19 protein-coding genes and 1 pseudogene are annotated in these 23059 nt (G+C 67.6%); 3 read left to right on the top strand and 17 right to left on the bottom strand.

Annotated elements, in window-relative coordinates:
• Positions 1–44: 44 nt before the first annotated feature.
• Positions 45–432 (top strand): annotated as a pseudogene (locus ACV7NQ_RS27115) (helix-turn-helix transcriptional regulator); the annotation flags it as partial.
• Between the two features lie 28 nt (positions 433–460).
• On the opposite strand, the gene trmD reads toward ACV7NQ_RS27115, so the two are convergent.
• The 12 genes from trmD to ftsY all read right to left on the bottom strand — a co-directional run bounded on the left by trmD (position 461) and on the right by ftsY (position 13616).
• Complete coding sequence (trmD, locus tag ACV7NQ_RS27110) at positions 461–1153, bottom strand: tRNA (guanosine(37)-N1)-methyltransferase TrmD (protein ID WP_463362204.1); 693 nt, start codon at positions 1151–1153, stop codon at positions 461–463.
• 7 nt (positions 1154–1160) lie between these two features.
• Positions 1161–1685, bottom strand: a complete 525-nt coding sequence (gene rimM / locus ACV7NQ_RS27105; protein ID WP_463362203.1) for a ribosome maturation factor RimM — start codon at positions 1683–1685, stop codon at positions 1161–1163.
• Positions 1685–1927: an RNA-binding protein gene (locus ACV7NQ_RS27100; protein ID WP_463362202.1), complete on the bottom strand. Its 243-nt coding sequence runs from the start codon at positions 1925–1927 to the stop codon at positions 1685–1687. Before ACV7NQ_RS27100 ends, rimM begins: the two co-directional genes overlap by 1 nt.
• Complete coding sequence (gene rpsP / locus ACV7NQ_RS27095) at positions 1927–2364, bottom strand: 30S ribosomal protein S16 (RefSeq protein ID WP_463362201.1); 438 nt, start codon at positions 2362–2364, stop codon at positions 1927–1929. Before rpsP ends, ACV7NQ_RS27100 begins: the two co-directional genes overlap by 1 nt.
• A gap of 354 nt (positions 2365–2718) precedes the next feature.
• Positions 2719–3702, bottom strand: a complete 984-nt coding sequence (locus tag ACV7NQ_RS27090; RefSeq protein WP_463362200.1) for an LLM class F420-dependent oxidoreductase — start codon at positions 3700–3702, stop codon at positions 2719–2721.
• A 141-nt stretch (positions 3703–3843) separates the two neighbouring features.
• Positions 3844–4938, bottom strand: a complete 1095-nt coding sequence (locus ACV7NQ_RS27085) for an amidohydrolase family protein (protein WP_463362199.1) — start codon at positions 4936–4938, stop codon at positions 3844–3846.
• Between the two features lie 288 nt (positions 4939–5226).
• On the bottom strand, positions 5227–6801 hold the full coding sequence (gene ffh, locus ACV7NQ_RS27080; RefSeq protein ID WP_463362198.1) for a signal recognition particle protein: 1575 nt from the start codon (positions 6799–6801) through the stop codon (positions 5227–5229).
• Between the two features lie 113 nt (positions 6802–6914).
• The gene (locus ACV7NQ_RS27075) at positions 6915–7247 is read right to left on the bottom strand and encodes a hypothetical protein (RefSeq protein WP_463362197.1); all 333 of its coding nucleotides are present in this window, start codon (positions 7245–7247) and stop codon (positions 6915–6917) included.
• A 118-nt stretch (positions 7248–7365) separates the two neighbouring features.
• Positions 7366–9828 carry a [protein-PII] uridylyltransferase gene (locus tag ACV7NQ_RS27070; RefSeq protein WP_463362196.1) on the bottom strand — a complete coding sequence of 821 codons (2463 nt, stop codon included), beginning with the start codon at positions 9826–9828 and terminating at the stop codon, positions 7366–7368.
• A 73-nt stretch (positions 9829–9901) separates the two neighbouring features.
• Positions 9902–10240 carry a P-II family nitrogen regulator gene (locus ACV7NQ_RS27065; RefSeq protein ID WP_039799550.1) on the bottom strand — a complete coding sequence of 113 codons (339 nt, stop codon included), beginning with the start codon at positions 10238–10240 and terminating at the stop codon, positions 9902–9904.
• 5 nt (positions 10241–10245) lie between these two features.
• Positions 10246–11628 (bottom strand): ammonium transporter, encoded by a 1383-nt coding sequence (locus ACV7NQ_RS27060; protein ID WP_463362195.1) that lies wholly within the window; start codon positions 11626–11628, stop codon positions 10246–10248.
• Positions 11629–12056: 428 nt separating this feature from the next.
• Positions 12057–13616: a signal recognition particle-docking protein FtsY gene (gene ftsY, locus ACV7NQ_RS27055; RefSeq protein ID WP_463362194.1), complete on the bottom strand. Its 1560-nt coding sequence runs from the start codon at positions 13614–13616 to the stop codon at positions 12057–12059.
• A gap of 111 nt (positions 13617–13727) precedes the next feature.
• On the opposite strand from ftsY, the gene ACV7NQ_RS27050 reads away from it, so the two are divergent.
• Complete coding sequence (locus ACV7NQ_RS27050; RefSeq protein ID WP_364498746.1) at positions 13728–14117, top strand: DUF2237 family protein; 390 nt, start codon at positions 13728–13730, stop codon at positions 14115–14117.
• Positions 14118–14483: 366 nt separating this feature from the next.
• On the opposite strand, the gene ACV7NQ_RS27045 is transcribed toward ACV7NQ_RS27050, so the two are convergent.
• Positions 14484–15287 carry a TetR/AcrR family transcriptional regulator gene (locus ACV7NQ_RS27045; protein WP_463362193.1) on the bottom strand — a complete coding sequence of 268 codons (804 nt, stop codon included), beginning with the start codon at positions 15285–15287 and terminating at the stop codon, positions 14484–14486.
• Positions 15288–15405: 118 nt separating this feature from the next.
• On the opposite strand from ACV7NQ_RS27045, the gene ACV7NQ_RS27040 reads away from it, so the two are divergent.
• Positions 15406–16323: an NmrA family NAD(P)-binding protein gene (locus ACV7NQ_RS27040; protein ID WP_463362192.1), complete on the top strand. Its 918-nt coding sequence runs from the start codon at positions 15406–15408 to the stop codon at positions 16321–16323.
• 216 nt (positions 16324–16539) lie between these two features.
• Here ACV7NQ_RS27040 and ACV7NQ_RS27035 read toward each other — a convergent pair whose 3' ends face one another.
• The 4 genes from ACV7NQ_RS27035 to ACV7NQ_RS27020 form a co-directional block, all read right to left on the bottom strand.
• Positions 16540–17340, bottom strand: a complete 801-nt coding sequence (locus ACV7NQ_RS27035) for a hypothetical protein (protein ID WP_463362191.1) — start codon at positions 17338–17340, stop codon at positions 16540–16542.
• Between the two features lie 128 nt (positions 17341–17468).
• The gene (smc, locus tag ACV7NQ_RS27030) at positions 17469–21080 is read right to left on the bottom strand and encodes a chromosome segregation protein SMC (protein WP_463362190.1); all 3612 of its coding nucleotides are present in this window, start codon (positions 21078–21080) and stop codon (positions 17469–17471) included.
• A gap of 372 nt (positions 21081–21452) precedes the next feature.
• A complete protein-coding gene (locus ACV7NQ_RS27025) occupies positions 21453–22061 on the bottom strand; it encodes a hypothetical protein (protein WP_463362189.1) in 609 nt (202 codons plus the stop codon).
• Positions 22062–22400: 339 nt separating this feature from the next.
• Positions 22401–23006, bottom strand: a complete 606-nt coding sequence (locus ACV7NQ_RS27020; RefSeq protein WP_463362188.1) for a hypothetical protein — start codon at positions 23004–23006, stop codon at positions 22401–22403.
• Positions 23007–23059: the final 53 nt, after the last annotated feature.

Genomic DNA, 23059 nt, shown 5'->3' with positions numbered 1-23059 from the left:
ATGTGGGTCACACCGTGTTCGCCGCTACCCCCGAAAAGGGGTGAATTCTTGACTCCCACCACCCCGCGCTGCTGCGCCCTCGCGACGGGGACGCGCTGCGCGCCGAAATCCGCTGGGTAGCGACCAAAGCCGGGGTGCCGGTGGTGTTCGGCGGCGAGGTGCACGACGCTCACGGAGTTCGTCGGCACCGTGGCCAAAGGACTGCGCGGGCTGGCAGTACTGCGCACCTCCGGACTCGGCGGCCGCGTGATGGACATGCGCCGGCCCGCCTCGGTCGCGGACTACCGCAACGCCTCGTCCATCACGCACCACTACGACGGTCCGGTCTCCGGCGAACGCATCCGTTCCGTGGTCGCGGTGCCCGTGGTCGTGGACAACCGCCCGCGCGCGGTCCTCTACGCCGCGACCTGCGGTGGCAGTCCGCTCGGTGACGGCGGATAAACCAACGCCGCATGGGGTTTCAATTCTCGTCGCGCTCGGGAAGCAGATCGGGCCTGCGCTCTCTGGTGCGGGCCATGGACTGCTCGTGGCGCCAGGCGGCCACCTTGGCGTGGTCGCCGGAGAGCAGGATCGGGGGAACTTCGAGGCCCCGCCAGCTGACCGGGCGGGTGTAGCTGGGGCCTTCGAGTAGGCCGTCGGAGAACGAATCCTCTTGGTGGGACTGTTGATTGCCCAACACGCCGGGGAGCAGACGCACCACCGCTTCGGTCATCACGAGAACCGCGGCCTCGCCGCCGATCAACACATAGTCGCCGATGCTGACCTCCTCGACGCGGACGCGACGGGCGGCGTCGTCGAAGACGCGTTGATCGATGCCTTCGTAACGGCCGCAAGCGAATACGAGGTGGTCCTCGGTGGCCCAGCGTTGCGAGGTGGCCTGGGTGAAGGGCACACCCGCGGGGGTGGGGACGACCAGCAGAGCGCCGTCGGGACAGACCTCGTCGAGCGCGTCGCCCCAGACGGTCGGTTTCATGACCATGCCGGGGCCGCCGCCGTAGGGCGAATCGTCGACGGACTTGTGCACGTCATGCGTCCAGCGGCGCAGGTCGTGCACGTCGAGGGAGATCAGGCCCTTGTCGATTGCCTTGCCAAGCAACGCCGTTCGCAGCGGTTCCAGGTATTCCGGGAAGATCGTGACGACATCGAGTTTCATGCCGACCTCATTCCGGATCGAGGAGACCTTCGGGCGGATCGATGACGACGAGACCGTCGGCCAGCGACACCGTCGGCACGATGGCGTTGACGAACGGGATCAGAATCTCCCGACCTTCATCGGCGGCACGCACCGAAAGCAGTTCCCCCGCAGCGGAATGCAACACCTCGGTGACCGTGCCGACGACCGTGCCGTCGATGAGCTGAACGGTCAGCCCCTCCAGCTCGTGGTCGTAGTACTCGTCCGGATCCTCCGACGGCGGCAGGTCCTCGCTGTCGATGACGAACAGCGTGCCGCGCAGCGCATCGGCGGCGGCGCGATCGCTGATCCCGGCGATATGCACGAGAAGTCGGCCCGAATGTTCCCGGGCCGACTCCACGGTGAAGTCACGGACTTCCTTGGACCGCGCCGAACGCCCACGCAGTTTCACGCCGGGCGCGAAACGTGCCTCGGGCTCGTCGGTGCGAACCTCGACGACCAGTTCGCCACGCACGCCGTGCGACTTGGCGACCCGCCCTACGACGAGTTCCACTAGGCGTCGGTGTCGACCACGTCGACCCGGATGCCCCGGCCGCCGATGCCGACAACGAGGGTGCGCAGCGCGGTCGCGGTACGACCGCCGCGTCCGATCACCTTGCCTAGGTCCTCGGGGTGCACGTGCACCTCGACGGTGCGCCCGCGCCGGCCGGTGATCAGCTCGACGCGGACGTCATCGGGATTGGCGACGATGCCGCGAACCAGATGTTCGACAGCATCGGCGACGACGGCGCTCATTACTCGGCGGCCTCGGTGGCGGGCGCCTCAGCGGCGGCCTCTTCCTTCTTGGCGGCCTTCTTCTTGGGGGTGACGGCGTCGGCGACCGGCCCGTTGTCGGCGGCGGCCAGCGCGGCGTTGAACAGGTCCAGCTTCGAGATCTTCGGAGCCTTGACTTTCAGCGTGCCCTCGGCGCCCGGCAGGCCCTTGAACTTCTGCCAGTCGCCGGTGATCTCCAGCAGACGCTGCACGGCCTCGGTCGGCTGCGCGCCGACACCCAGCCAGTACTGCACGCGATCGGAGTTGATCTCGATCAGCGACGGCTCTTCCTTCGGGTGGTACTTGCCGACGGACTCGATGGCCCGGCCGTCACGACGGGTGCGGGCGTCCGCGATGACGACGCGGTACTGCGGGTTGCGGATCTTGCCGAGGCGGGTGAGCTTGATGCGAACAGCCATGTGTGCTGATCTGCCTTTCGATAGGTGTGGTCACGGCGCAATTCAGCGACCCGCACGGTCTGCGAGCCCGGTTTTGCACATGGAGTGTGTGACCGCCGCGCGGTACGTAACCGGAGACGGGCTGACACTTGTCCAGGAAGGACGGTGGTCCATTCTGCCAGACCGCCCCGGTTACCCCGAAATCGGCTCCTCCCCGCGCACCGGCCGGTACCGCAACAGCACCACCCCGGACCGGAACGCTCGACTCTCGACGAGCCGCAATCCCGGGACGGCGGTCACGTCCGCGAACAATCGCGCACTGCGCCCGACGACGACCGAGCGCCAACGGCATTGGCGCCGAGAACAAACCCGCTGTCAGTGCACCAGCGGCGCCAGGGTGCGACCGGCCAGATCCACCGCTCCCGGCTCGTGGCCGTTGGTGACCATATTGACGATGAGGCCCTGCACGCCGTGGTCGAGCACCCGGGTTTGCAACTGCTCGGCGACCTCGGCGGGGGTGCCGACGAACTGGCGGTCGGCCTGGGTTTGCCTACGCTCCTCCTCCGAGATGGCCGACAGGTCGACGCCGATACCGCGCAACATGTCCTGCTGCTGTTTGCGGGCGCGGTCGCCGTCCTCGTCGATCATCAGGAAGCACAGGAAGCTGACTTCCAATGTCTCTGGGTCGCGGCCGATTTCGGCGCAGCGCTCGTGCAGTGCCGCGATCTTGCGCGGCAGTTCGGAGGCGTTGCTGATGATGTTGAGGTGATCGGCGTAGCGGGCGGCCAGGGCGAAGGTCTTCTTCTCACCACCGCCGCCGAGCAGGATAGGCAGGTCGTCGCGAATTCGCGGCTCGTTCATGGCGTCGTCGGTGTTGTACCACTTGCCGTTGAAGGTCGAGTGTTCGCCGCGCAGCATCGGGTGGATGATCTGCAACGCCTCGTCGAGTCGCTCGAAACGTTCGGTGAAGGTGCCGAATTCGAACCCGTAGGACTTGTGTTCCAGCTCGAACCAGCCGGCGCCGATGCCGAGCACCGCGCGACCCCCGCTCACCACGTCCAGCGTGGTGACGGTCTTGGCGAGCAAGGGCGGATTGCGGTAGGTGTTGCCGGTTACCAACGCGGACAACTGGATTCGTTCGGTGGCCGTGGCCAACGCACCCAGCGTCGTGTATGCCTCCAGCATCGGCGCGTCCGGCGCACCGAGACCTGGCAGCTGATAGAAGTGATCCATCACGAAGACGGTGTCGAAGCCTGCGGCTTCGGCCTCCCTGGCCTGCGCCATCACGGTCGGAAACAACTCCCGCACCGGCCGACCGTAACTGAAGTTGGGCATCTGATAACCGAGGCGAATCGTCACATCAATCGACCATACGCGCCGCGATGGGCCGAACCGAATCGTCATGCACCTCGACCGGCTCTCGGCTCCGCCCTGACCGGTTCGCCGATCGGCAGTTACCGGCGTACCGGGGAAAGACCGGATCCGCCTAGCGGGCACCGGTCAACGATGCCCGGTCACCGGGTTGTGTGTCTTCACCACCCGACCACGCAGGATTACCAGGTAGGGATTGGCGAGAGCCTCCGGGCTGACGCGCGGATCTTCCTCGTACACAACGAAATCCGCTGGGGAACCGGGTTCGATGCTGGGGCGGCCGAGCCAGGTGCGGGCGTTCCAGGACGCGGCGCCGAGCGCGTCGTGTGCCGACAGACCGGCACCGGACAGCGCGGCGATCTCGTCGGCGATGCGGCCGTGGCGGATAGGGCCACCCGCGTCGGTGCCCGCGAAGATGGGCACGCCCGCGTCGTGGGCGTGCCCGACGGTGTCGCGGACGCGGCGGTGCAGGTCGCGCATGTGGGCGGCGTAGGTGGGGAACTTGCCCGCGCTGTCGGCGATATCGGGGAAGGTGTCGATGTTGACGAGGGTCGGCACCAGGGCGGTGCCGCGCTCGACCATCAGTTCGATGGTGTCGTCGGTGAGGCCGGTGCCGTGTTCGAGACAGTCGATGCCCGCGTTGATCAGGCCGGGCAGCGCGTCCTCCCCGAAGACGTGCGCGGTGGCGCGGGCGCCATTGGCGTGGGCGGCGTCGATGGCTTCCTTCAGGATGGCGTCGCTCCACAGCGGGCGCAGATCGCCGACGGAACGGTCGATCCAGTCGCCGACGATCTTCACCCAGCCGTCGCCGAAACGGGCCTGCTCGGCGACGGTCTCCGGGAGGTCGCGTTCGTCGTCGAGTTCGATACCGAGTTCGCGGATGTAGCGCTTGGGCCGGGCGATGTGCCGTCCCGCCCGGATGATTCGCGGCAGGTCCTCGTGATCATCGATGAAGCGGGTATCGATCGGCGAGCCCGCGTCGCGCAGCAGCAGCGCGCCGATGTCGCGTTCGGTCTCGGCCTGCGCGATCGCGCCGTCCCGATCCTCGTCTCCGCCACCGTATTTGATACCCACGTGGCAGTGCGCGTCGACGAGACCGGGGACGATCCAGCCCGAGGTGCACAGCGTCTCCACGTCGCGGACCGGCTCGAACGAGACCAGCCCGTCGCGCACCCATACATCGCGCACTTCGGCGCCGGGTAGCACCACGCCCCGCAGATGCAAACCGACCTCCGATCTAACGCCGACAGTGACAACCTGGCTTCCGCGCGACAACACCGCTGCCACTGTGCCGAACGAAGTCCCATCACCATCATCGCCGACGGCGCCCTGCGGTCAACTCCAGCCCGTATCGACCACCGTGATGTCGCCGCGCACCCGGCATACTGCCCGCACCGCCGCCAACTCCGCCGCGATCATGGGATTACGTGACGTGAACCATCACCCCGCGCAGACAACGGTGCGCCGCACACGAATTCGTGTGCGGCGCACCGGGTCACGTGCAGCGGCGACTTACTTCTTCGGGAACTTCAGCTGAGAGAGGTCGACGCCTTCGAGCCCGGGCGGCAGCTGGTCGAGTCCGGCGGGCATGCCCGACAGGTCCGGCATCCCAGCGGGCATACCGGGCATTCCCGGCATACCGGCGGGCATACCGGGGAAACCGCCGCGCACCTTCGGCGGCGTCGGTCCACGACCGCCCTTCTTGCCCTTCTTGCCTTTCTTGGCGTTGGCGCGTCGCGATCCGGGCAGACCCATCTGGCGGCCCATCGCGGCCATCATCTTCTTGGCCTCGAAGAAGCGGTCGACGAGCTGGTTGACCTCGGAGACCTGAACACCGGAGCCATTGGCGATGCGCAACCGTCGGGAGGCGTTGATGATCTTCGGATTGTCCCGCTCGGCCGGGGTCATGCCGCGAATGATGGCCTGCACCCGGTCGAGCTGCTTGTCGTCGATCTGGGCCAGCGCGTCCTTCATCTGACCCGCGCCCGGCAGCATGCCGAGCAGATTGCCGATGGGGCCCATCTTGCGGATGGCCAACATCTGGTCGAGGAAGTCCTCGAGGGTGAGCTCGCCGCTGCCGATCTTGCGCGCGGCATCCTCGGCCTGCTGCGCGTCGTAGACCTGCTCGGCCTGCTCGATCAGGGTGAGTACGTCGCCCATGCCGAGGATGCGGCTTGCCATCCGGTCGGGGTGGAAGACGTCGAAGTCTTCGACCTTCTCACCGGTGGAGGCGAACATGATCGGCACGCCGGTCACATTGCGGACCGACAGCGCCGCGCCACCGCGGGCGTCACCGTCGAGCTTGGTGAGCACCACGCCGGTGAAGCCGACGCCGTCGCGGAATGCTTCGGCGGTGGTGACCGCGTCCTGACCGATCATGGCGTCGAGCACGAACAGGGTCTCGTCCGGCTGCACCGCGTCACGAATGCCCGCGGCCTGCCGCATCAGCTCGGCGTCGATACCGAGGCGACCCGCGGTATCGACGATGACCACGTCGTACTGCTTGCCGCGCGCCTCGGCGACACCGGCGCGGGCGACCTCGACCGGGTCGGCCGCGGTGACACCGAGCGCGTTCTCGCCGCCACCGATGGAGGTGCCCGGATGTGGTGCGAATACGGGCACACCCGCGCGCTCGCCGACCACCTGCAGCTGCGTGACAGCGCCGGGGCGCTGCAGGTCACAGGCCACCAGCAGCGGCTGATGTCCTTGTCCCTTCAGCCATTTCGCGAGCTTGCCCGCGAGGGTCGTCTTACCCGCACCCTGCAGACCGGCGAGCATGATCACCGTCGGCGGGTTCTTGGCGAGGGTCAGCCTGCGGGTTTCGCCGCCGAGGATGCCGACGAGTTCCTCGTTTACGATCTTGACGACCTGCTGCGCGGGATTGAGCGCCGCGGAAACCTCGACGCCCTTGGCCCGTTCCTTGATCTTCGCGATGAAACCGCGCACGACGGGCAGCGCGACGTCCGCCTCGAGCAGAGCAAGACGGATCTCGCGACAGGTGGCGTCGATGTCGGCCGGTGACAGACGCCCCTTACCGCGAAGATCCTTGAGGGCACCGGTAAGCCGGTCGGACAGGGATTCGAACACCGATCGCGCTCCTGATCTCGAGGGACTTCACTTTGATATCTTGATATCCCAGGGTAATGGGACCGTCCACGTGTTCGCGCAGGCGGTGTGTCCTTCGAGGTAGGAGAGCTCTGCTATTCGCGGAGCGGCGGTTCGAGGGAACGACGGCGCGGTTTGGCCGTCTTGCGGTAGTCGTGGTTCTCCTCGGCCACCATGAAGACCGCCTCGCGGGCGGTCAGGCCCAGGTCGAGGGCCAGATCGTCGAGCATGGCCCATTCGGCCCCGGCCGGCACGTCGTGGGTGGCGGCAACCGTAATGGCAATCGTCATCGCGGTCACGGCTTGCTGTCCGGTGAGGGTCCGGCCCGGTAGCCACGAGACGACCCACCGATCTCCGCCTACACACCGCGCCATGTGCGTGGTCTCGTCACTCGTCATCGTCGACGCCGAAACGACTTCAATTGCCACCGACCTGCTCCCCTCATGCTAGCGATAGCCAGACGCTCTGATAGTAGGGCGCGGCAACCCCCCTGCATATGGCTTCCAGCAAATTCTCTGCAACAGATTGGTCGTTCGGTCGACGGCGTCAGGAAACCGTCCCTGAGGCGGGCGGACCGACACCCTCCTTCGGCTTCGGCGCGGGCTGCGGAACCACGTCCATAATCGCCTTTTCGACGGCTTCGCGGCGTACCGGTCCATCGTCGGTGCCGAGGTCGAGACAGAACGCGTCGACCACCGCGGAACCCATGGTGACCACCTTCGCCCAGCGCACCTCGGCGCCGCAGCCGGACAGCGCGGCGGCCAGCCTGTTCAGCAGCCCGATCCGGTCCTCGGCGCGCAGTTCGAGGATCACCTGGCCCGGCACCGACGTGCCGGACCAGATCATCCGCGGTTGCGCCTGCGCATAGGGCCTCGGCGCGACCACGACGGCCTCGCGCTCCCGCTTGGCGAGCAGGGCGGGCAGATCCAGGTCACCCGCGATGGCGCGAATCAGATCCTGGCGCAACAGCCCGGCATCCGGCGGGTCACCGAATTTGGGCGACACCACGAAAGTGTTGACGGCCGAGGCACCTTCGCCACCGAGTGCGGCCGAAAGCACCCGCAGCGAGTGCAGCGCAAGCACACCCGCGGCATCCGACAGCAGACCCGGGGTATCGGGGGCGATGACGGTGACGGTGTAGATGTATTTGCCCTCGCCTGGCCGCAGATCGACGTGCACCCCGCCCGACGCGGCCTTGGCGAGCAGCTGCGGCGCGATCGGCTCGGGCGTGGGCAACTGACCACCCGCCATCACCAATCGGCAGCGGCGGACCAGTTCACCGATCAGCGAGGCCTTCCAATCGCCCCACACGCCGGGGCCGGTGGCCAGCGAATCGGCTTCGGCGAGGGTGTGCAGCAGTTCCAGCAGCTGTACGTCCCCGCCGAGCGCGTCGACGACGAACTGCACCGTGTCGGGATCGGCGAGGTCGCGGCGGGTCGCGGTGTCGGGCAGCAGCAGGTGGTGGCGCACGATGGCGCTGAGGGTCCGCACGTCCGAGGGCCACAGCCCGAGGCGACGTCCGATGTGGGTGGCCAGCTCGGCGCCGACCACACTGTGGTCGCCCGCGCGGCCCTTGCCGATGTCGTGCAGCAGCGCGCCGAGCAGCAGCAGGTCCGGGCGGGCGACCCGGGTGCTCAGGGCGCTCGCGTAGGCGACCGCCTCCATCAGGTGCCGATCGACGGTCCAGGTGTGCATGGCATCGCGCGGCGGCAGGTCGCGCACGGCGCCCCATTCGGGAAGTAGCCTGCCCCACAACCCCGTTCGGTCCAGTGCCTCGATGGCGTCGATGACGCCGCGGCCGGTGCCGAGCAGCACGAGCAGGTCGTTCAGCGCGTCCTTCGGCCACGGCTCGCGTAGTTCCGGCGCGCCTTCGGAGAGCCGGTTCAGCGTGGTGGCCGACATCGGCAGCCCGGTCTGCGCCGAGGCCGCGGCGACCCGCAGGATGAGCCCGGGGTCGCGCTGCGGGCGCGCGTCCCGCGCCAGCACGACCTCGCCCGCATGCTCGACCACGCCCTCATCGAGTGGTCGACGCACCGGAATCCGCCGCAACCGGGCCAGGCCGCGCCGCGGCAGCGCGTTGGCGGCGGTCCGCAACCCGACATCTACGGAGTAGCTCACCGTCCGCGCGGAATCGCTCAGGGTGCGGGCCAGATCGAAGCGGTCACCGATGCGCAGGGCGCTGCCGATCTCGTCGGCATCCTGGGCGCGCAGCTGGTCCCTGGCTCGACCCGCCACCCGATGCAGCTCCGTGCGAACATTCAGCAAACGTCGGTGCGCCTGCTTGAATCCGCCGCCGGGCACGTCGGGACCGAGCCCCGGCATGGCGTCGGTCAATTGGGCGATGGCCAGCGCGTCGAGCAACTGGATGTCGCGCAGGCCGCCGCGCCCGTTCTTCAGATCGGGCTCGGCGCGGTGCGCGATCTCACCGCTGCGCTGCCACCGTGCCTCGGCCTGCGCGATCAATTCGTCGAAGCGAGAACGGATTCCGGTCCGCCATCCGCGCCGCACCCCGCCGATGAGCAGGTTGCTCAGTTCCATATCGCCGACGATGTGCCTGGCCTCGAGCATGCCGAGAGCGGCAATCAGATCGTCGGCGGCGACGCGCAGTGCTTGCGGGACCGTCCGCACACTGTGATCGAGTTTGATGTGGGCGTCCCACAACGGATACCAGAGCTGATCGGCGACCTCGGCGACACGGGCCGGGTCCACGTCATCGTGCAGCAGCACCAGATCCAGGTCGGAGTACGGCAGCATTTCCCTGCGGCCGAGGCCGCCGACGGCCACCACGGCCAGACCGCTGTCGCGGGTGATGCCGAGTTCGGTGCCTTTGCTGGTGAGCCAGAGTTCGTAAAGGTCGACCAGCGCCTGCCGCAGCGATTCGGCATCCAGTCGAGGATTGCGGGGCAACCCGCCGTCGAGCAATTGGGTTCGCGCGCGGACCAAATCGGCCGCGCCGTTGGAAACTCTTCCGCCTACTGCGTCCTCACTAGCCACAAACCCACCGCCCATTCAATAACGTGCGGCTCCGCCCCGACCGGCAATCCGGTGGGAGCGGAGCCGCCGCTCAATTCGATTCCCGTTGTTACAGAGCGTCGGTACCGCGTTCGCCGGTCCGGACCCGGATGATCGCCTCGACCGGAGTCACCCAGACCTTGCCGTCACCGATCTTTCCGGTGCGAGAGGCCTCGACGATCACCTCGACTACCTTGTCGACCGAGGCGTCGTCCACGACAACCTCGACCCGAACCTTCGGAACGAAATCCACGGAGTACTCGGCACCGCGGTAAACCTCGGTGTGGCCCTTCTGGCGGCCGTAACCCTGCACCTCGCTGACGGTCATACCCAGCACGCCTGCCTGCTCGAGCCCGCTCTTAACGTCCTCGAGAGTGAACGGTTTGACAATTGCGGTGATCAGTTTCATTGTCGTCATGCCTCCTTGACGGCCGTACGTGCCATGCCACCCACAGCAGCGAAATCGTATGCCGTTTCAGCGTGCTCGGACTCGTCCATGCCCACCGCCTCGGCTTCCTCGCTGGCGCGCAGCCCAATGGTGAACTTCACGATATAGGCAATGATCAGCGAGGCGATGAAGGAGAAGGCCAGAACCGCGCCCGCGCCGACGGCCTGCCGCCACAGCTGATCGACACCGCCGCCGTAGAACAGACCGGTCTTGCCCGCACCCGCCTCCGGCGCGGCGACGAAGCCGATCATCAGGGTGCCGACGATGCCGCCGACCAAGTGGACGCCGACGACGTCGAGCGAGTCGTCGAAGCCGAGCTTGAACTTCAGGCCGACCGCCAGCGCGCACAGCGCACCCGCGACAAAGCCGATGATGAGAGCGCCGAGCACATTGACCGAGGAGCAGGACGGGGTGATGGCGACCAGACCGGCCACGATGCCCGAGGCGGCGCCCAGCGAGGTGGGCTTGCCGTCGCGGAACTTCTCCACCAGCAGCCAGGCCAGCATCGCGGCACAGGTCGCGAAGGTGGTGGTGATGAAGGTGGAACCGGCCAGACCACCGGAGGTGACCGCGGAACCGGCGTTGAAGCCGAACCAGCCGAACCACAGCAGACCGGCGCCGAGCATCACGAACGGCAGGTTGTGCGGACGAAACGGCGTCGTGGGCCAGCCCTTGCGCTTACCGAGCACCAGCACCAGGGCCAGGCCCGCCGCACCGGCGTTGATATGCACCGCGGTACCACCGGCGAAGTCGATCGCCTTGAGCTGGTTGGCGATCCAGCCACCGTGGTGGACGATCTCGCCGCTGGCGGGATCGGTCACGTCGAAGTCGAAGACCCAGTGCGCGACCGGGAAATAGACAACCGTGATCCAGATGCCCGCGAACAGCAGCCAGGCACCGAACTTCATACGATCTGCAACTGCACCCGAGATGAGGGCAACCGTGATGATCGCGAACATCAGCTGGAACGCGACGAACACGCTCATCGGAATCGTGCCCGCGAGCGGAATGTTCACGGCCGCGGTGGTTACGGCGCCGCTGGCGTCCTTGACCTCCGCAACCGAGTTGCCGCCGATCAGACCCTTCAGGCCGAAGAACTGGGACGGATCGCCCATCACGCCGAGCTTGTTGTTGCCGAAGGCCATCGAGTATCCGTACAGAGCCCACAGCACGCCGACGAGCCCCATGGCGCTGATGCTCATCATGATCATGTTCAGCACGTTCTTGGAACGCACCATGCCGCCGTAGAAGAATGCCAAACCCGGCGTCATCAACAGCACGAGTGCTGAACTTGCCAGCATCCATGCGGTGTCACCGGTGTCCGGTGCACCGGTAAGGGGAAATGCCACCTTAATGTCCTCCTCATCTCGGGCCCAGCCGACTCCGGCAAATGGACCTGAACGAAAGGGTCCTCATTCGGTGTTTCATCCGCGACGCTGTCGTGTTTCGCCTAGGTGAACGCATGACGCAGTTGTGTTGCTAGCACATTTCGTGGTGTACACCGGGCGTGCTGCCGGGGTGATGGGGTGCGTGTCGAGGACTCGGCACGCGGCTACCGATGAGTAGGACTGGCTGACATCCCGCTCGCGCCGGGTCGACAGGGCGACGTTCCCGCCGACACGACCGCCATGCGCGAGCCTTACGAGCGCCGTTCGCGACCGATTCGCGTCCGAGTGGCCGAAGCGCATGCGACGAAATCGCGAGTCTCCACCGCTCGGACGCGGACCTTCGGAGCCGCGAACCCGCAACGCCGCAGGCGCCGCGAATCACACACAGCTCATCCGAGAAGTGCGTCCACGAATGCGCCCGGTTCGAAGGGAGCCAGATCGTCGGCGCCCTCGCCGAGACCGACCAGCTTTACCGGCACCCCGAGCTCATGCTGCACCTGGAAGACGATTCCGCCCTTGGCCGTACCGTCCAGCTTGGTGAGCACCACACCGCTGATGTCCACCACGTCGGCGAAGACGCGGGCCTGCATCAGCCCGTTCTGGCCGACGGTGGCGTCGAGCACCAGCAGCACCTCGTCGACTGCGGCCTTCTTCTCGACGACGCGCTTGACCTTGCCCAATTCGTCCATCAGGCCGGTCTTGGTGTGCAGTCGGCCCGCGGTGTCGATCATCACCACGTCGACACCGCGTTCGATGCCCGCGCTGACGGCGTCGAACGCGACGGCGGCCGGGTCTGCGGCCTCGCGGCCACGGATGGTGTCGGCGCCGACGCGTTCGCCCCAGGTCTGCAGCTGATCGGCGGCCGCGGCGCGGAAGGTGTCGGCCGCGCCGAGCAGCACGCGGCGGCCGTCGGCGACGAGCACGCGCGCCAATTTGCCGGTGGTGGTGGTCTTTCCCGTGCCGTTGACGCCGACAACCAGCAGGATCGACGGGTGATCCGCGTGCGGCAGTACGCGGATCGAGCGGTCCAGTTCCGGGCGCAGCGCCTCGATCAGCACCTCGCGCAGCACGGCGCGGGCCTCGTTGGTAGTACGCACGCTGCGCGAGGCCATCTCCTCGCGCAGCCGCGCCACGATCGCGGCGGTGCTCGCGGTGCCGAGGTCGGCAAGGACCAGGGTGTCCTCGACCTCTTCCCACGAGTCGTCGTCGAGATCGCCGCCGCCGAGCAGGCCGAGCAGGCTCTTGCCGACCGCGTTCTGGGAGCGGGACAGGCGGCCGCGCAGGCGGACCAACCGGCCCGCGGTGGGCTCGATCTCCTCCAGGGTGGGGGCGGACGCTTCGACGAGGTCGGGCTGGGCCGCGGTGTCGAGCGGCGGGGCGGTTTCGGTCGGCGTGGCGGGCGCGGTGTCGACCGGCGCTGCGGGCGCGGTCGGTGCGGTCTCGGTCGGTGCGGTCTCGACTGGCGCGGCTGCCTCGGCGGGCGCGGTCGGTGCCGCGTCAGGAGCTTCGACCTCGGGTTCGGCTACGGCCGTGTCCGATTCGGTCGGGGCGATATCAGCGGCGGCGGGCGGCGGTTCGGTCTCGGTGGGCTGCTCGGGTTCGAGCAGGTCTACGTCGCCGTCCGGCAGCGGGATGTTGGTGATCCCCCGCTTCGGCGCGTCGCGCGGAAGCGCAGCGTCGTCGCCGACGTGCGGCTGCCCGTCGGTGTCTGTGCGTTCGATCGGCGCCGGTGCGGGGCGTGTCGGGGTGGCCGTGCCACCCTGGCTGAAGCTGAATCCTCCCGACGCCGCATAGCCACCGGACCGGTCGGTCAATTCTTTCTCGGCGACAGGTGGAGTCAATGTGACGCGACGGCGTTTGTACAGGACGAATCCAGCGACAAACGCCACCACCAGCAGGGCGGCAACGACGGCAATCAGGATCCACGCTTCGGGACTCACGCGGACCATCCTTGCAGAACCAGTCGATCCGCATTACCACGCGGCCCGGGCCCCGACACACAACCCCCGAGATTTCTTGTCCTGCGGAACTTCTCGCGTAGGGACAATAGGATCGGCGACGTGACCGATCGAAACGTGCTTGGGGGGCCGCTGGAAGAGTGCGGCACCGATCCTCTCACCGGCTTCTACCGGGACGGCTGCTGCAGCACCGGGCCGGAGGATCTCGGTAGCCACACCGTGTGCACTGTCGTCACGGCGGAGTTTCTCGAACACCAGGCGTCCATCGGCAACGATCTGAGCACGCCGCGCCCGGAAAACAGTTTCCCGGGCCTGCAGCCAGGAGACCGGTGGTGCGTGGTGGCCGTGCGCTGGCTGCACGCCCATGAGGACGGTGTCGCAGCACCCGTCGTACTGGCGGCCACCCATGAGAACGCCCTGGAAGTGATCTCCATGGACATCCTGCGCAAATACGCCGTAGACGTACCCGACGACGTCAGCGACCTCCTCTAAGCACTCTTCCAACCCGACAACCCGATAAGCACTCTTCCAACCCGACAACCCGACAACCCGAACGTCCTCAGGTCGTCCGGATACCCTCGCGCTACGGCGCTCACACTCTCCCCGCAGCGATGCCCCGATCAGCGCCCGGGCTGTCGGCGCTTCCCTCCCGGCCGCTCTGCATTGTGGACAGCCGTCTGGCCGCTGACCCAGCCTCGACGGAGGACAGTGAAAGCTCAGCTCGAAGGGTTTGCACAGCCCCGATGTCGGACTCACTGACAGTTCGAGCTGGACTGCATCTTGGTGCACTCGTGAAGTGGGAATTCGAGGACTACCAGCCTTGAACGGTAGGCCGATGTTCGACCGGATCGACCACGCTCAGCCATCGAGTGCGAATCGGGTCAGTGCGGTGCGGGCGGTGCGTTGGCGGTGGGCTTTCTGGCGGCAGGCGGGTGAGCAGTAGCGGGCGGGGCGGCCGGTGCCGGTGTGGCGGATTGCCGAGCCGCAGATCGGGCAGTTGGAGTCATCTGTTGTTTCGTTACGCTGGCTTATTTCGTTACGGTGGTGCGGCTCGAGGTCGAGTTTCGTTACGGGGGTTGTCCCGGGGGTCGCGCGCATGGCGTCGAGCACGAAGGCGGCGGCGCGGACCAGGGTGCGGTCGGGGCGCTGGTGTCGTTGGATCGCAACGCATCCGGTGAAGATATCGAGGACGTCGGCGAGGGTGATGTCGGCGCAGACCGCGCCTTGCTGTTGCGCGGCGTCCAGCAGCGCGCCGAGTGACTGGTGGAAACGCACGCCCGCGCTGCGCAGCAGGGCCTTGGGCCAGCCGTCGTCGGACTGGACCATGTCGCACAATGCCTGGTTGCCGGGGGTGGACACGACCACCTCGGTGCACACCGCGAAGAAGGCGGCGCCCGGATCCGGCGCGTCGAGATGATCGGCCGCCAGCTTGGCGAGCCGGTCGACGCGCTGTTGCATAACCGCTTCCAGCAGATCGGTCTTCGTCGGGAAATGCCGGTACACGGTGCCCGCGCCGACGCCGGCCCGACGCGCCACCTCGGCCAGCGATACCGAGGTGCCCTGCTCGGCGAACGCCCGTTGCGCGGCGGCAAGCACCAGCGCTCGATTGCGGCGGGCATCGGCGCGGGCGGCGGTGCCGAGAGGTAGGTGCGGAGCAGACATTCGTTACGGCCTTTCATTCCTGACCTGGCCAATCGGGTTACGACACCCGTATCGTTCGAATGCGGGTCGTCCGACCCGATTCTATCGAGCAAAGTTCGATCGAGCAGAGAAGGCAAGAATGTCCCCTCAGCAGAACCCCATCCTGATCACCGGAGCCACGGGCAAGCAGGGCGGTGCCACCGCGCGCCGACTGCTGGCCGACGGCGTCCCGGTGCGCGTGCTGGTGCGTGATCCCGGGGCACCGGCGGCACGATCGTTGGCGGACACGGGCGCCGAATTGGTGGTCGGCGACTTCGACACGCCAGAGACGCTGGACGCCGCCGTGGCAGGCGCGCGCGGCATATTCCTCGTTCCCCCCGCGGCTTTCGGCCCGAAGGGCTGGGATGTCGAACTGGAGGCCACCCGCGGTATCGCGCTGGTCGACGCGGCCAAGCGCGCGGGCGTCGAGCAGATCATGTTCACCGGTGTCGCCTCGATGAGCAATGACCCGGCCTGGGGCGCGAGCGGAAAGCGGCACATCGAGGACGCCGTCGCGAACAGCGGCCTGCGCTACACCCTGTTGCGTCCGGTGCGGTTCATGGAGAACTATCTGATGCGCGGCATGCCCGTCGACGGCATCGGCGACGGTGTGCACCGGCATCTGTTTCCGCAGGACCGCCCGCTGCAGATGATCACGGTGGCCGATATCGCCGCTTTTGCCGCCCTTGCCTTCGCCGATCCGGATCGCCTCCATGGCCGGACCCTCGAATTGGCAGGCGACGCCATCACACCCGTAGCCGCGGCGGCCGCAATCAGTCGCGTTACCGGACACGCGGTGCGGTACCACGAACTGACCGAGGCCGAGGCGGATGCGCTCGGCGAGCAGATCGGCAACACGTGGCGCCTGACCCGCGACACCGGCGGCTGGCACGCCGACCTCCCGGCACTGCGCGAGATCTACCCGGGCCTCGCGAACCTCGAATCCTGGCTTGCCACAACCGGAGCCGCCAAGATCAAAGCGCTGCTGGACAGCGACGCGGTCGGCACACCGCACTGACCGGCGCCCGGCGCTGGCCCGGCGCACCCGGAATGCCCCCGGCACCGGATCACCTCGGCCGGGCGAACGCCGAATCCATCCAGGTCACCACGGCATGACAACAGCTTTCGATGCGATCGCGGCCGATTTCGTTCGATGCACCAGCCAGATCGTGTGATGCACAGGCACTACGGTGAACAGCGATGGCCGCCTGATCAGCCAGGCATCCTGACGTGATCAGCCGCGGATGTCGTTGATGCAGTAGCCCTCTGGGCCGATGGTCAGCATGAAGGCCACCGGCTGTGTCACGCCGGATGAATTCGTCACCGGAACCGACACCTCGACGTCGGCGAGGCCGGTCGGTTTCGATGTCATCTCGCTGTCGGTGAATGCTGTGGTGCCGGTGAGTCTTCCGGGGTTGTTGGCCAGCACGGATCCGGGACAGGCGAGCGGGTACTTGCCCTCGGTGTCGTCCGGATTCACCGGCTTTCCGATCCACCGGGACAGGTAGCGATGGACGGTGTATCGGGCGTCGGCCTCGTTGAAGCCCGCGTCCGATCCGGTCGGGGCGACCCTCGGGCACGCGTACCCGGAGGCGATTTCACTGCGCTTCACGCTGACCGTCTCGGTCGGCCCCTTCCAGATGATCGCGAACTGGCCGTCGACGCCGGGCTGCGCGATCGCGGCGAGAATGCCGTCCTTGTCGGCGTACATATCCCTGGCATTCTTCGGGTCGATGGTCCAGCACTTGCGGACCAGTTGGTCGATATCGTTGGCGACCAGGTCCCGCACCCACGGTTGCAGGGCCTTTGCGGCATTCGCGTTACCCGGCACCTCGCCGATCGGCACCGAAGCCGTCGGGGCTGCCGCGGTACTCGTCGAACTCGACTGCGGCACTGTGGATGTCGCGGTCCCCGGCTGATGCGAGTCGGTCGCCGAGTGGCCGGCGTGCTGATCTTCGGCGCCGCATCCGGTCAGCAACGCGCACGCGGCGATTGCGGCAAGACCACCTGTTTCCAGCCTTCGACTCATGATCATGAGCACGACAGTAGCCCAAAATCATCTCGGCACAGCCGCTTTCGACCCGTGCCTCGCGCCTGCGCTGCGATGGCCCATGCCGACCGGCGACCAATATGCCCAACCTGCCGAAGCCAGATTCTTCCGACTCAACCAGCCGGTGCCAGGTTCGCCCGGCTCAACCGCTGGCTGATCACCTGGGTGATGCCATCGCCGCGCATGCTGACGCCGTAGAGCGCGTCGGCGATTTCCATGGTCGGCTTCTGGTGGGTGATGACGATCAGCTGGCTCTTCTCGCGCAGCTGCTCGAACAGGCCGATCAGGCGGCGCAGGTTGGTGTCGTCCAGGGCCGCCTCGACCTCGTCCATCACGTAGAAGGGTGAGGGGCGGGCACGGAAGATGGCCACCAGCAAGGCAACCGCGGTCAGAGACTTCTCGCCGCCGGACAGCAGCGAGAGACGCTTGACCTTCTTGCCGGGCGGGCGGGCCTCCACCTCGATGCCGGTGGTGAGCATGTCGGAGGGATCGGTGAGCAGCAGCCTGCCCTCGCCGCCGGGGAACAGTTTCGCGAACACACCCACGAATTCGCGCTCGACGTCCTCCCACGCCTCGGTGAACACCTGCAGGATGCGTGCGTCCACCTCGGCGACCACGTCGAGGAGGTCTTTTCGGGCACTCTTGACATCCTCGAGCTGGGTGGACAGGAAGTTGTAGCGCTCCTCGAGCGCCGCGAACTCCTCCAGCGCAAGGGGATTCACCTTGCCGAGAGTGGTGAGGTCCTTTTCGGCGCGTTTGGCGCGGCGCTCCTGGGTCTGCCGGTCGTAGGGCATGGGTGCGGGCGCGGTGACCTGTTCGCCGCGTTCCTTGGCCTGCTCGTATTCCAGCCATTCCAGATCCGACGGCGGCATCGGCACGTCTGGTCCGTATTCGGCGATCAGATCGTTCAGCGCGATGCCGAACTGCTCGGAGATGGTCGCCTCCAGCTGTTCGATGCGCAAGGCCGCCTGAGCTTTTGCCACCTCGTCGCGGTGCACCGCGTCGGTGAGCTGGGCCAGCTGGGTGGCCAGGGCGCGGGCGCGCTCCTTCACCTGATCGACCTGTGCGGCGCATTCGGTGCGGCGGCGCACCAGATCGTCGCGGCGGGCGGCGGCCTCGGCGACAACGGCCTCCAGTTCGGCGGCGACCCGGGCACCGGACTCGGCGACGGCGGCCGCCACCTCGGCGGCCTTGCGACGCGCGGCATACGCGCGTTCGGCGCGTTCACGGGCCTCCCGCTCGGCACGAGCGGCCCGGCGCAGCGAATCCGCTTTGCCGCGAACCGATTCCGCGCGTTCCTCGGCGGTACGCACCGAAAGCCTGGCTTCGACTTCCATCGAGCGCGCTTCGGCCAGTGCGGCGGCGGCCTCCTCGCGGTCCCGGCCCGCGGATTCACTACCCGCCGCGCCGATGCCGTCGTCATCGATGTCGGCATGCTCGAGTTCGGCATTGCGCAGCCGGCCCTCGAGATCGGCGAGCGAGGCCAGGGATTCCTCGCGGCCGGCCTCGGTGTCGGCGCGCTGGCCGGTCAGCTTTTCGACATCGGTCTGCGCGGAGCGTGCGACCTGGCCGAGCCTGCCGAGCCGGTCGTAGATCGCCACCAGCGCCTGGTCGCTTTCGTGCAGTGCGAGCAGCGCCTGATCGACGGCGTCCTTGCGGTCGGCCTGTTCGGCCAGGGCGCCGGAGAGCGCGGCTTCCAGTTCCTCGGCGCGACGCTGGGACGCGACCAGGTCGGCCTTCGCGGCATCGATATCGGCCTGAATCTCCAATTGGCTCGGTGCGCGGTCGGATCCGCCGAGCACCCAACCGGTCCCGGTGAGATCGCCGTCGCGGGTGACGACGCGCAACTCCGGCCGGGCCGCCAGCAGCTCGACGGCGGCGGTCAGGTGATCGACCACCGCGACACCGGCGGTCAGCGCGGTGAGGGCGCCGCGCACGGAGTCGGGGCCGTCCACGACATCCGACAGCCAGCGCGCGCCGCCGGGCAACGCTCCGGCCTGCGACGTCGAACTGTTGGTCGCACCGAACACCAGGGCGGCGCGACCGCCGTCGGCGTCCTTCAAGGCCCGCACCGCCGCGTGCGCGTTCGTACCGCTATCGGCGGCGACCGCGTCGGCCAGCGGGCCGAGGGTCGCGGCGACCGCGGCTTCGAACCCGCCGTGCACCCTGATCAGTCCGGACAGCGGGCCGAACAGACCCTCGGCCCGATGCTCGACGAGCCATGCCGCGCCGTCGCGGCGAGCGAGTCCCATGGCGAGCGCTTCGATGCGCGCGGTCAGCGAGGCGACCCGCTTGCCCGCGTCGCGATCCTGTTCGCGCAGTTCATTGACACGCTGATCGGCCAGCGCCAGCGCCTGCACGGCGTGCTCGTGCTGCGCGTCCAGACCCGCCTCACCGGAATCCAGTTCGCTGAGTTCGGTTTGTACCGTGTCGAATTCGGCCTGCGCCGCATCGCCGCGATACCGGGCTTCGGTGATCGCGACCGACAGCCGGGCGATCTCCGCGTCCACCGAATGTGCCCTGGTGCGCAGGGTGTCGACCTGCCCGGACAGCCGGGCCAAACCCTCGCGTCGATCGGCGATCGCCCGGACGGCGGCCAGATGCGCCTGCTCGGCGGCCTTCGCGGCGTATTCGCGTTCGGCGAGCTGATCGCGCGCGGCCTCCAGGGTCTCGACCGCGATCTCCACCGCCTCGCGCAGCTCGGCATCCTCGGCCTCGACCCGCTGCGCCTCGGCCTCCAGTTGGTCCGGGTCGCGACCGGTGCCGACCGGTGTTTCGGTGTCCAGGTGGCGGGCGCGGTCGCCCGCGATGCGGATAGTGGCGTTGACCCGCTCGGCGAGCGCGGAGAGCTGGAACCAGATCTGACCGGCGGCCTCGGCGCTCGGGGTGAGCCGGAAGAGCTGGAATTCCTGCTGTGCCAGTGCGGCATTGGCGGCGTCGAACTCGGACTGGACATTGATGTGCTGCTCGCGGGCGTAAGCCTCTTTGCTCTGCTGGCTTTCCAATTCGCCGCGCCGGGTGACCAGGTCGTCGGCGGCCAGACGCAGTCGCGCGTCACGCAGGTCGGCCTGCACGGTCTGCGCGCGGCGCGCCACCTCGGCCTGTCTACCGAGCGGTTTGAGCTGGCGACGCAGCTCGGTGGTCAGGTCGGTGAGCCGGGCGAGGTTGGCCTGCATCGCCTCCAGCTTGCGGACCGCCTTCTCCTTGCGCTTGCGATGCTTGAGCACGCCCGCGGCCTCTTCGATGAAGGCGCGGCGGTCCTCGGGCCGCGATTCCAGGATGGCCGAAAGCTGGCCTTGCCCGACGATGACGTGCATTTCCCGGCCGATGCCGGAGTCGCTGAGCAGTTCCTGCACGTCCATCAGTCGGCACGAGCTGCCGTTGATTTCGTATTCGCCCGCGCCGTCACGGAACATGCGCCGGGTGATGGACACCTCGGCGTAGTCGATCGGCAGCGCACCGTCGGAATTGTCGATGGTCAGCGTGACCTCCGCGCGGCCGAGCGGCGCGCGGCCGGAGGTGCCGGCGAAGATGACGTCCTGCATTTTGCCGCCGCGCAGCGCCTTCGCGCCCTGCTCCCCCATCACCCAGGTGAGCGCGTCGACCACGTTGGACTTGCCCGAGCCGTTGGGACCGACCACACAGGTGATGCCCGGCTCGAACCGCAGCGTCGTCGCAGACGCGAAGGACTTGAAGCCCTTCAACGTCAGGCTCTTCAGGTGCAAATTCGACGACCTTTCCGTGCACTGGTCGGACACTCGTCCCCGCCGCGGGGCGACCAGCCATGGTATCCGTCGCTCACCGATTACCAGTAGGTGGGCGGGCACCGCGCGGGCCGACATACGTAGGTTATCGAGTCGTCCCAGGATATCCAGTATTTTGATGTGCTCCAGGTTTGCCGGACCGGGTCACGGTCGGGCGGTCACCATGGTTCTGAAGCGTCGATCTCGTCGCGAAGCCACAGATACGCCTCCGCATGCGCCAACCTGGCGATTTCATCAGAAGATTCGAGCGGAACGTGGTGCACAGCAACATCACAGTTCCCTACGGCACCTTCCTCAACTTCAACGGCACTCTCACACCGGTCACCTGATCGATCACTCCCGGTTGCCGCTTGTGCTGCACTGACGTGGGCCGCCGCATACGATCCACTCTGATCGCTTGCCGGAATGTTTGTTTGGGAGCACAAGAGGATGCCAGCCGCGTCGGCCGGAAATATATTGGCGCTGCGGCTTGCCCGGATAGCCGCGCTGGTGGTCGGCAGCCTGCTGTTCCTGTACGCCTGCGAGTTCGGTGACGGCTCCAGATCGACGACCTGGTGGGTCGAAATCGGGGTCGCCACCGGGTTGGGGATCATCGGGCTGGGGGCCGGATGGTTCCAGATCACGCTCACGCACCGCGCGGAGCAGCGCGAATACCTGGTCGCATCCGACGGCAGGTACATCCGCGTCCTGATCAGCCAATCCGGCAACCTCGTCTTCCACGGACACGACCTCGGCGACTCCCACCCGGGATACGAGTGGTCCTGGACCTTCCGCCCCAACACCTTCCCCGCCATTCGGGCGGCACTCGGCGACGAAGAGGGTGATCTGCTCGAGCTCCTCGAAGAGACCGTGTCCGAACTGGACGTGCACAGCCGCCACGATCCGGGAGCCTGGTTGCGCGAGCACGGCATTCCGGCCCGCTACCGCGAAAAAGGCGACCACCCGACGCAAACCACCCGCGAACTTCCGGTAATCACACCGGGACTCCCGCCCGCCGAGCCGCCCCGCAGCAGTCGCTCCACACGGTCGCACCGTAATCGCACCGCAACGTCACGCCGCGATCAGTCACCGTTCCATGACGATCCGCGTGCGTCGCGCCCCGACGAGACACCACCGTCCCGTCACAACCGAACCGCACGATCACATCGCGAACAGCCCCCCACGCCACACCGCGACCGGACCTCCGTCTCGGACCGCGACCAGACATCAGCGTCAAATCTCGACCAGTCGCCACCGTCGCACCGCAACCGAACCCCCCCATCACACCACGATCAGTCGCCCTCACACCGCGACCGAACCCCTGCGGCGCACCGCGACCAGGCACCACCCTCGCGCCGAGAGCAAACACCAGCATCGCACCGCGAGCAGACAACGCCGACCTATCGCGACCAGACACCCCCGTCGCGCGGACGGCCGGGCAGCCGTCCCAGGGGTGGACCGCGTCCAGAGGAATACGACACGGAGTTTCCCCCTGGCCATGCGCCGAGCCGCACCGGTGGGCGACACCGGTGAGGGCGACACCGTCAAGCTGGGACCGGGGGTGCCCTGTGGTGACCAGGCCGTGTGCGTCGTGAGCAATCCGCGCCGCCAGAGTTCGATCAGGGGGATGCCGAGGGCGGTGGGGGCTAGCCAGGCGATCAGTTGACTCGGGCCGGTCAGTGGGCCGTCTATGGCGAAGCTGACCACGATGGTGGCGGTGACCAGCGCAATGTAGGAGCCGCCCTGGCCGTGTACGTAGGCGTGGCTCCAGCCGGTGCCATGTCGGGTAAGTGCGTGGCGCGCAAGCAAAGCCAGTGCGACCGTGAGGGCGGAGACCGGGATGAGCCACCACAGATCGATGCGACGCACCAGCACCAAACCCGTTGCGGTGACGCAAACGACGAGCACGGTCCACGCGTACGTCAGACCCGATGTCCGAGCTCGGGGCCACCTGGCTGTCC

The sequence above is a fragment of the Nocardia sp. Tas62D01 genome, assembly GCF_055232035.1.
Note: the sequence above shows the minus strand (reverse complement) of the source record. Positions and strands in the feature narration are given on the sequence as shown.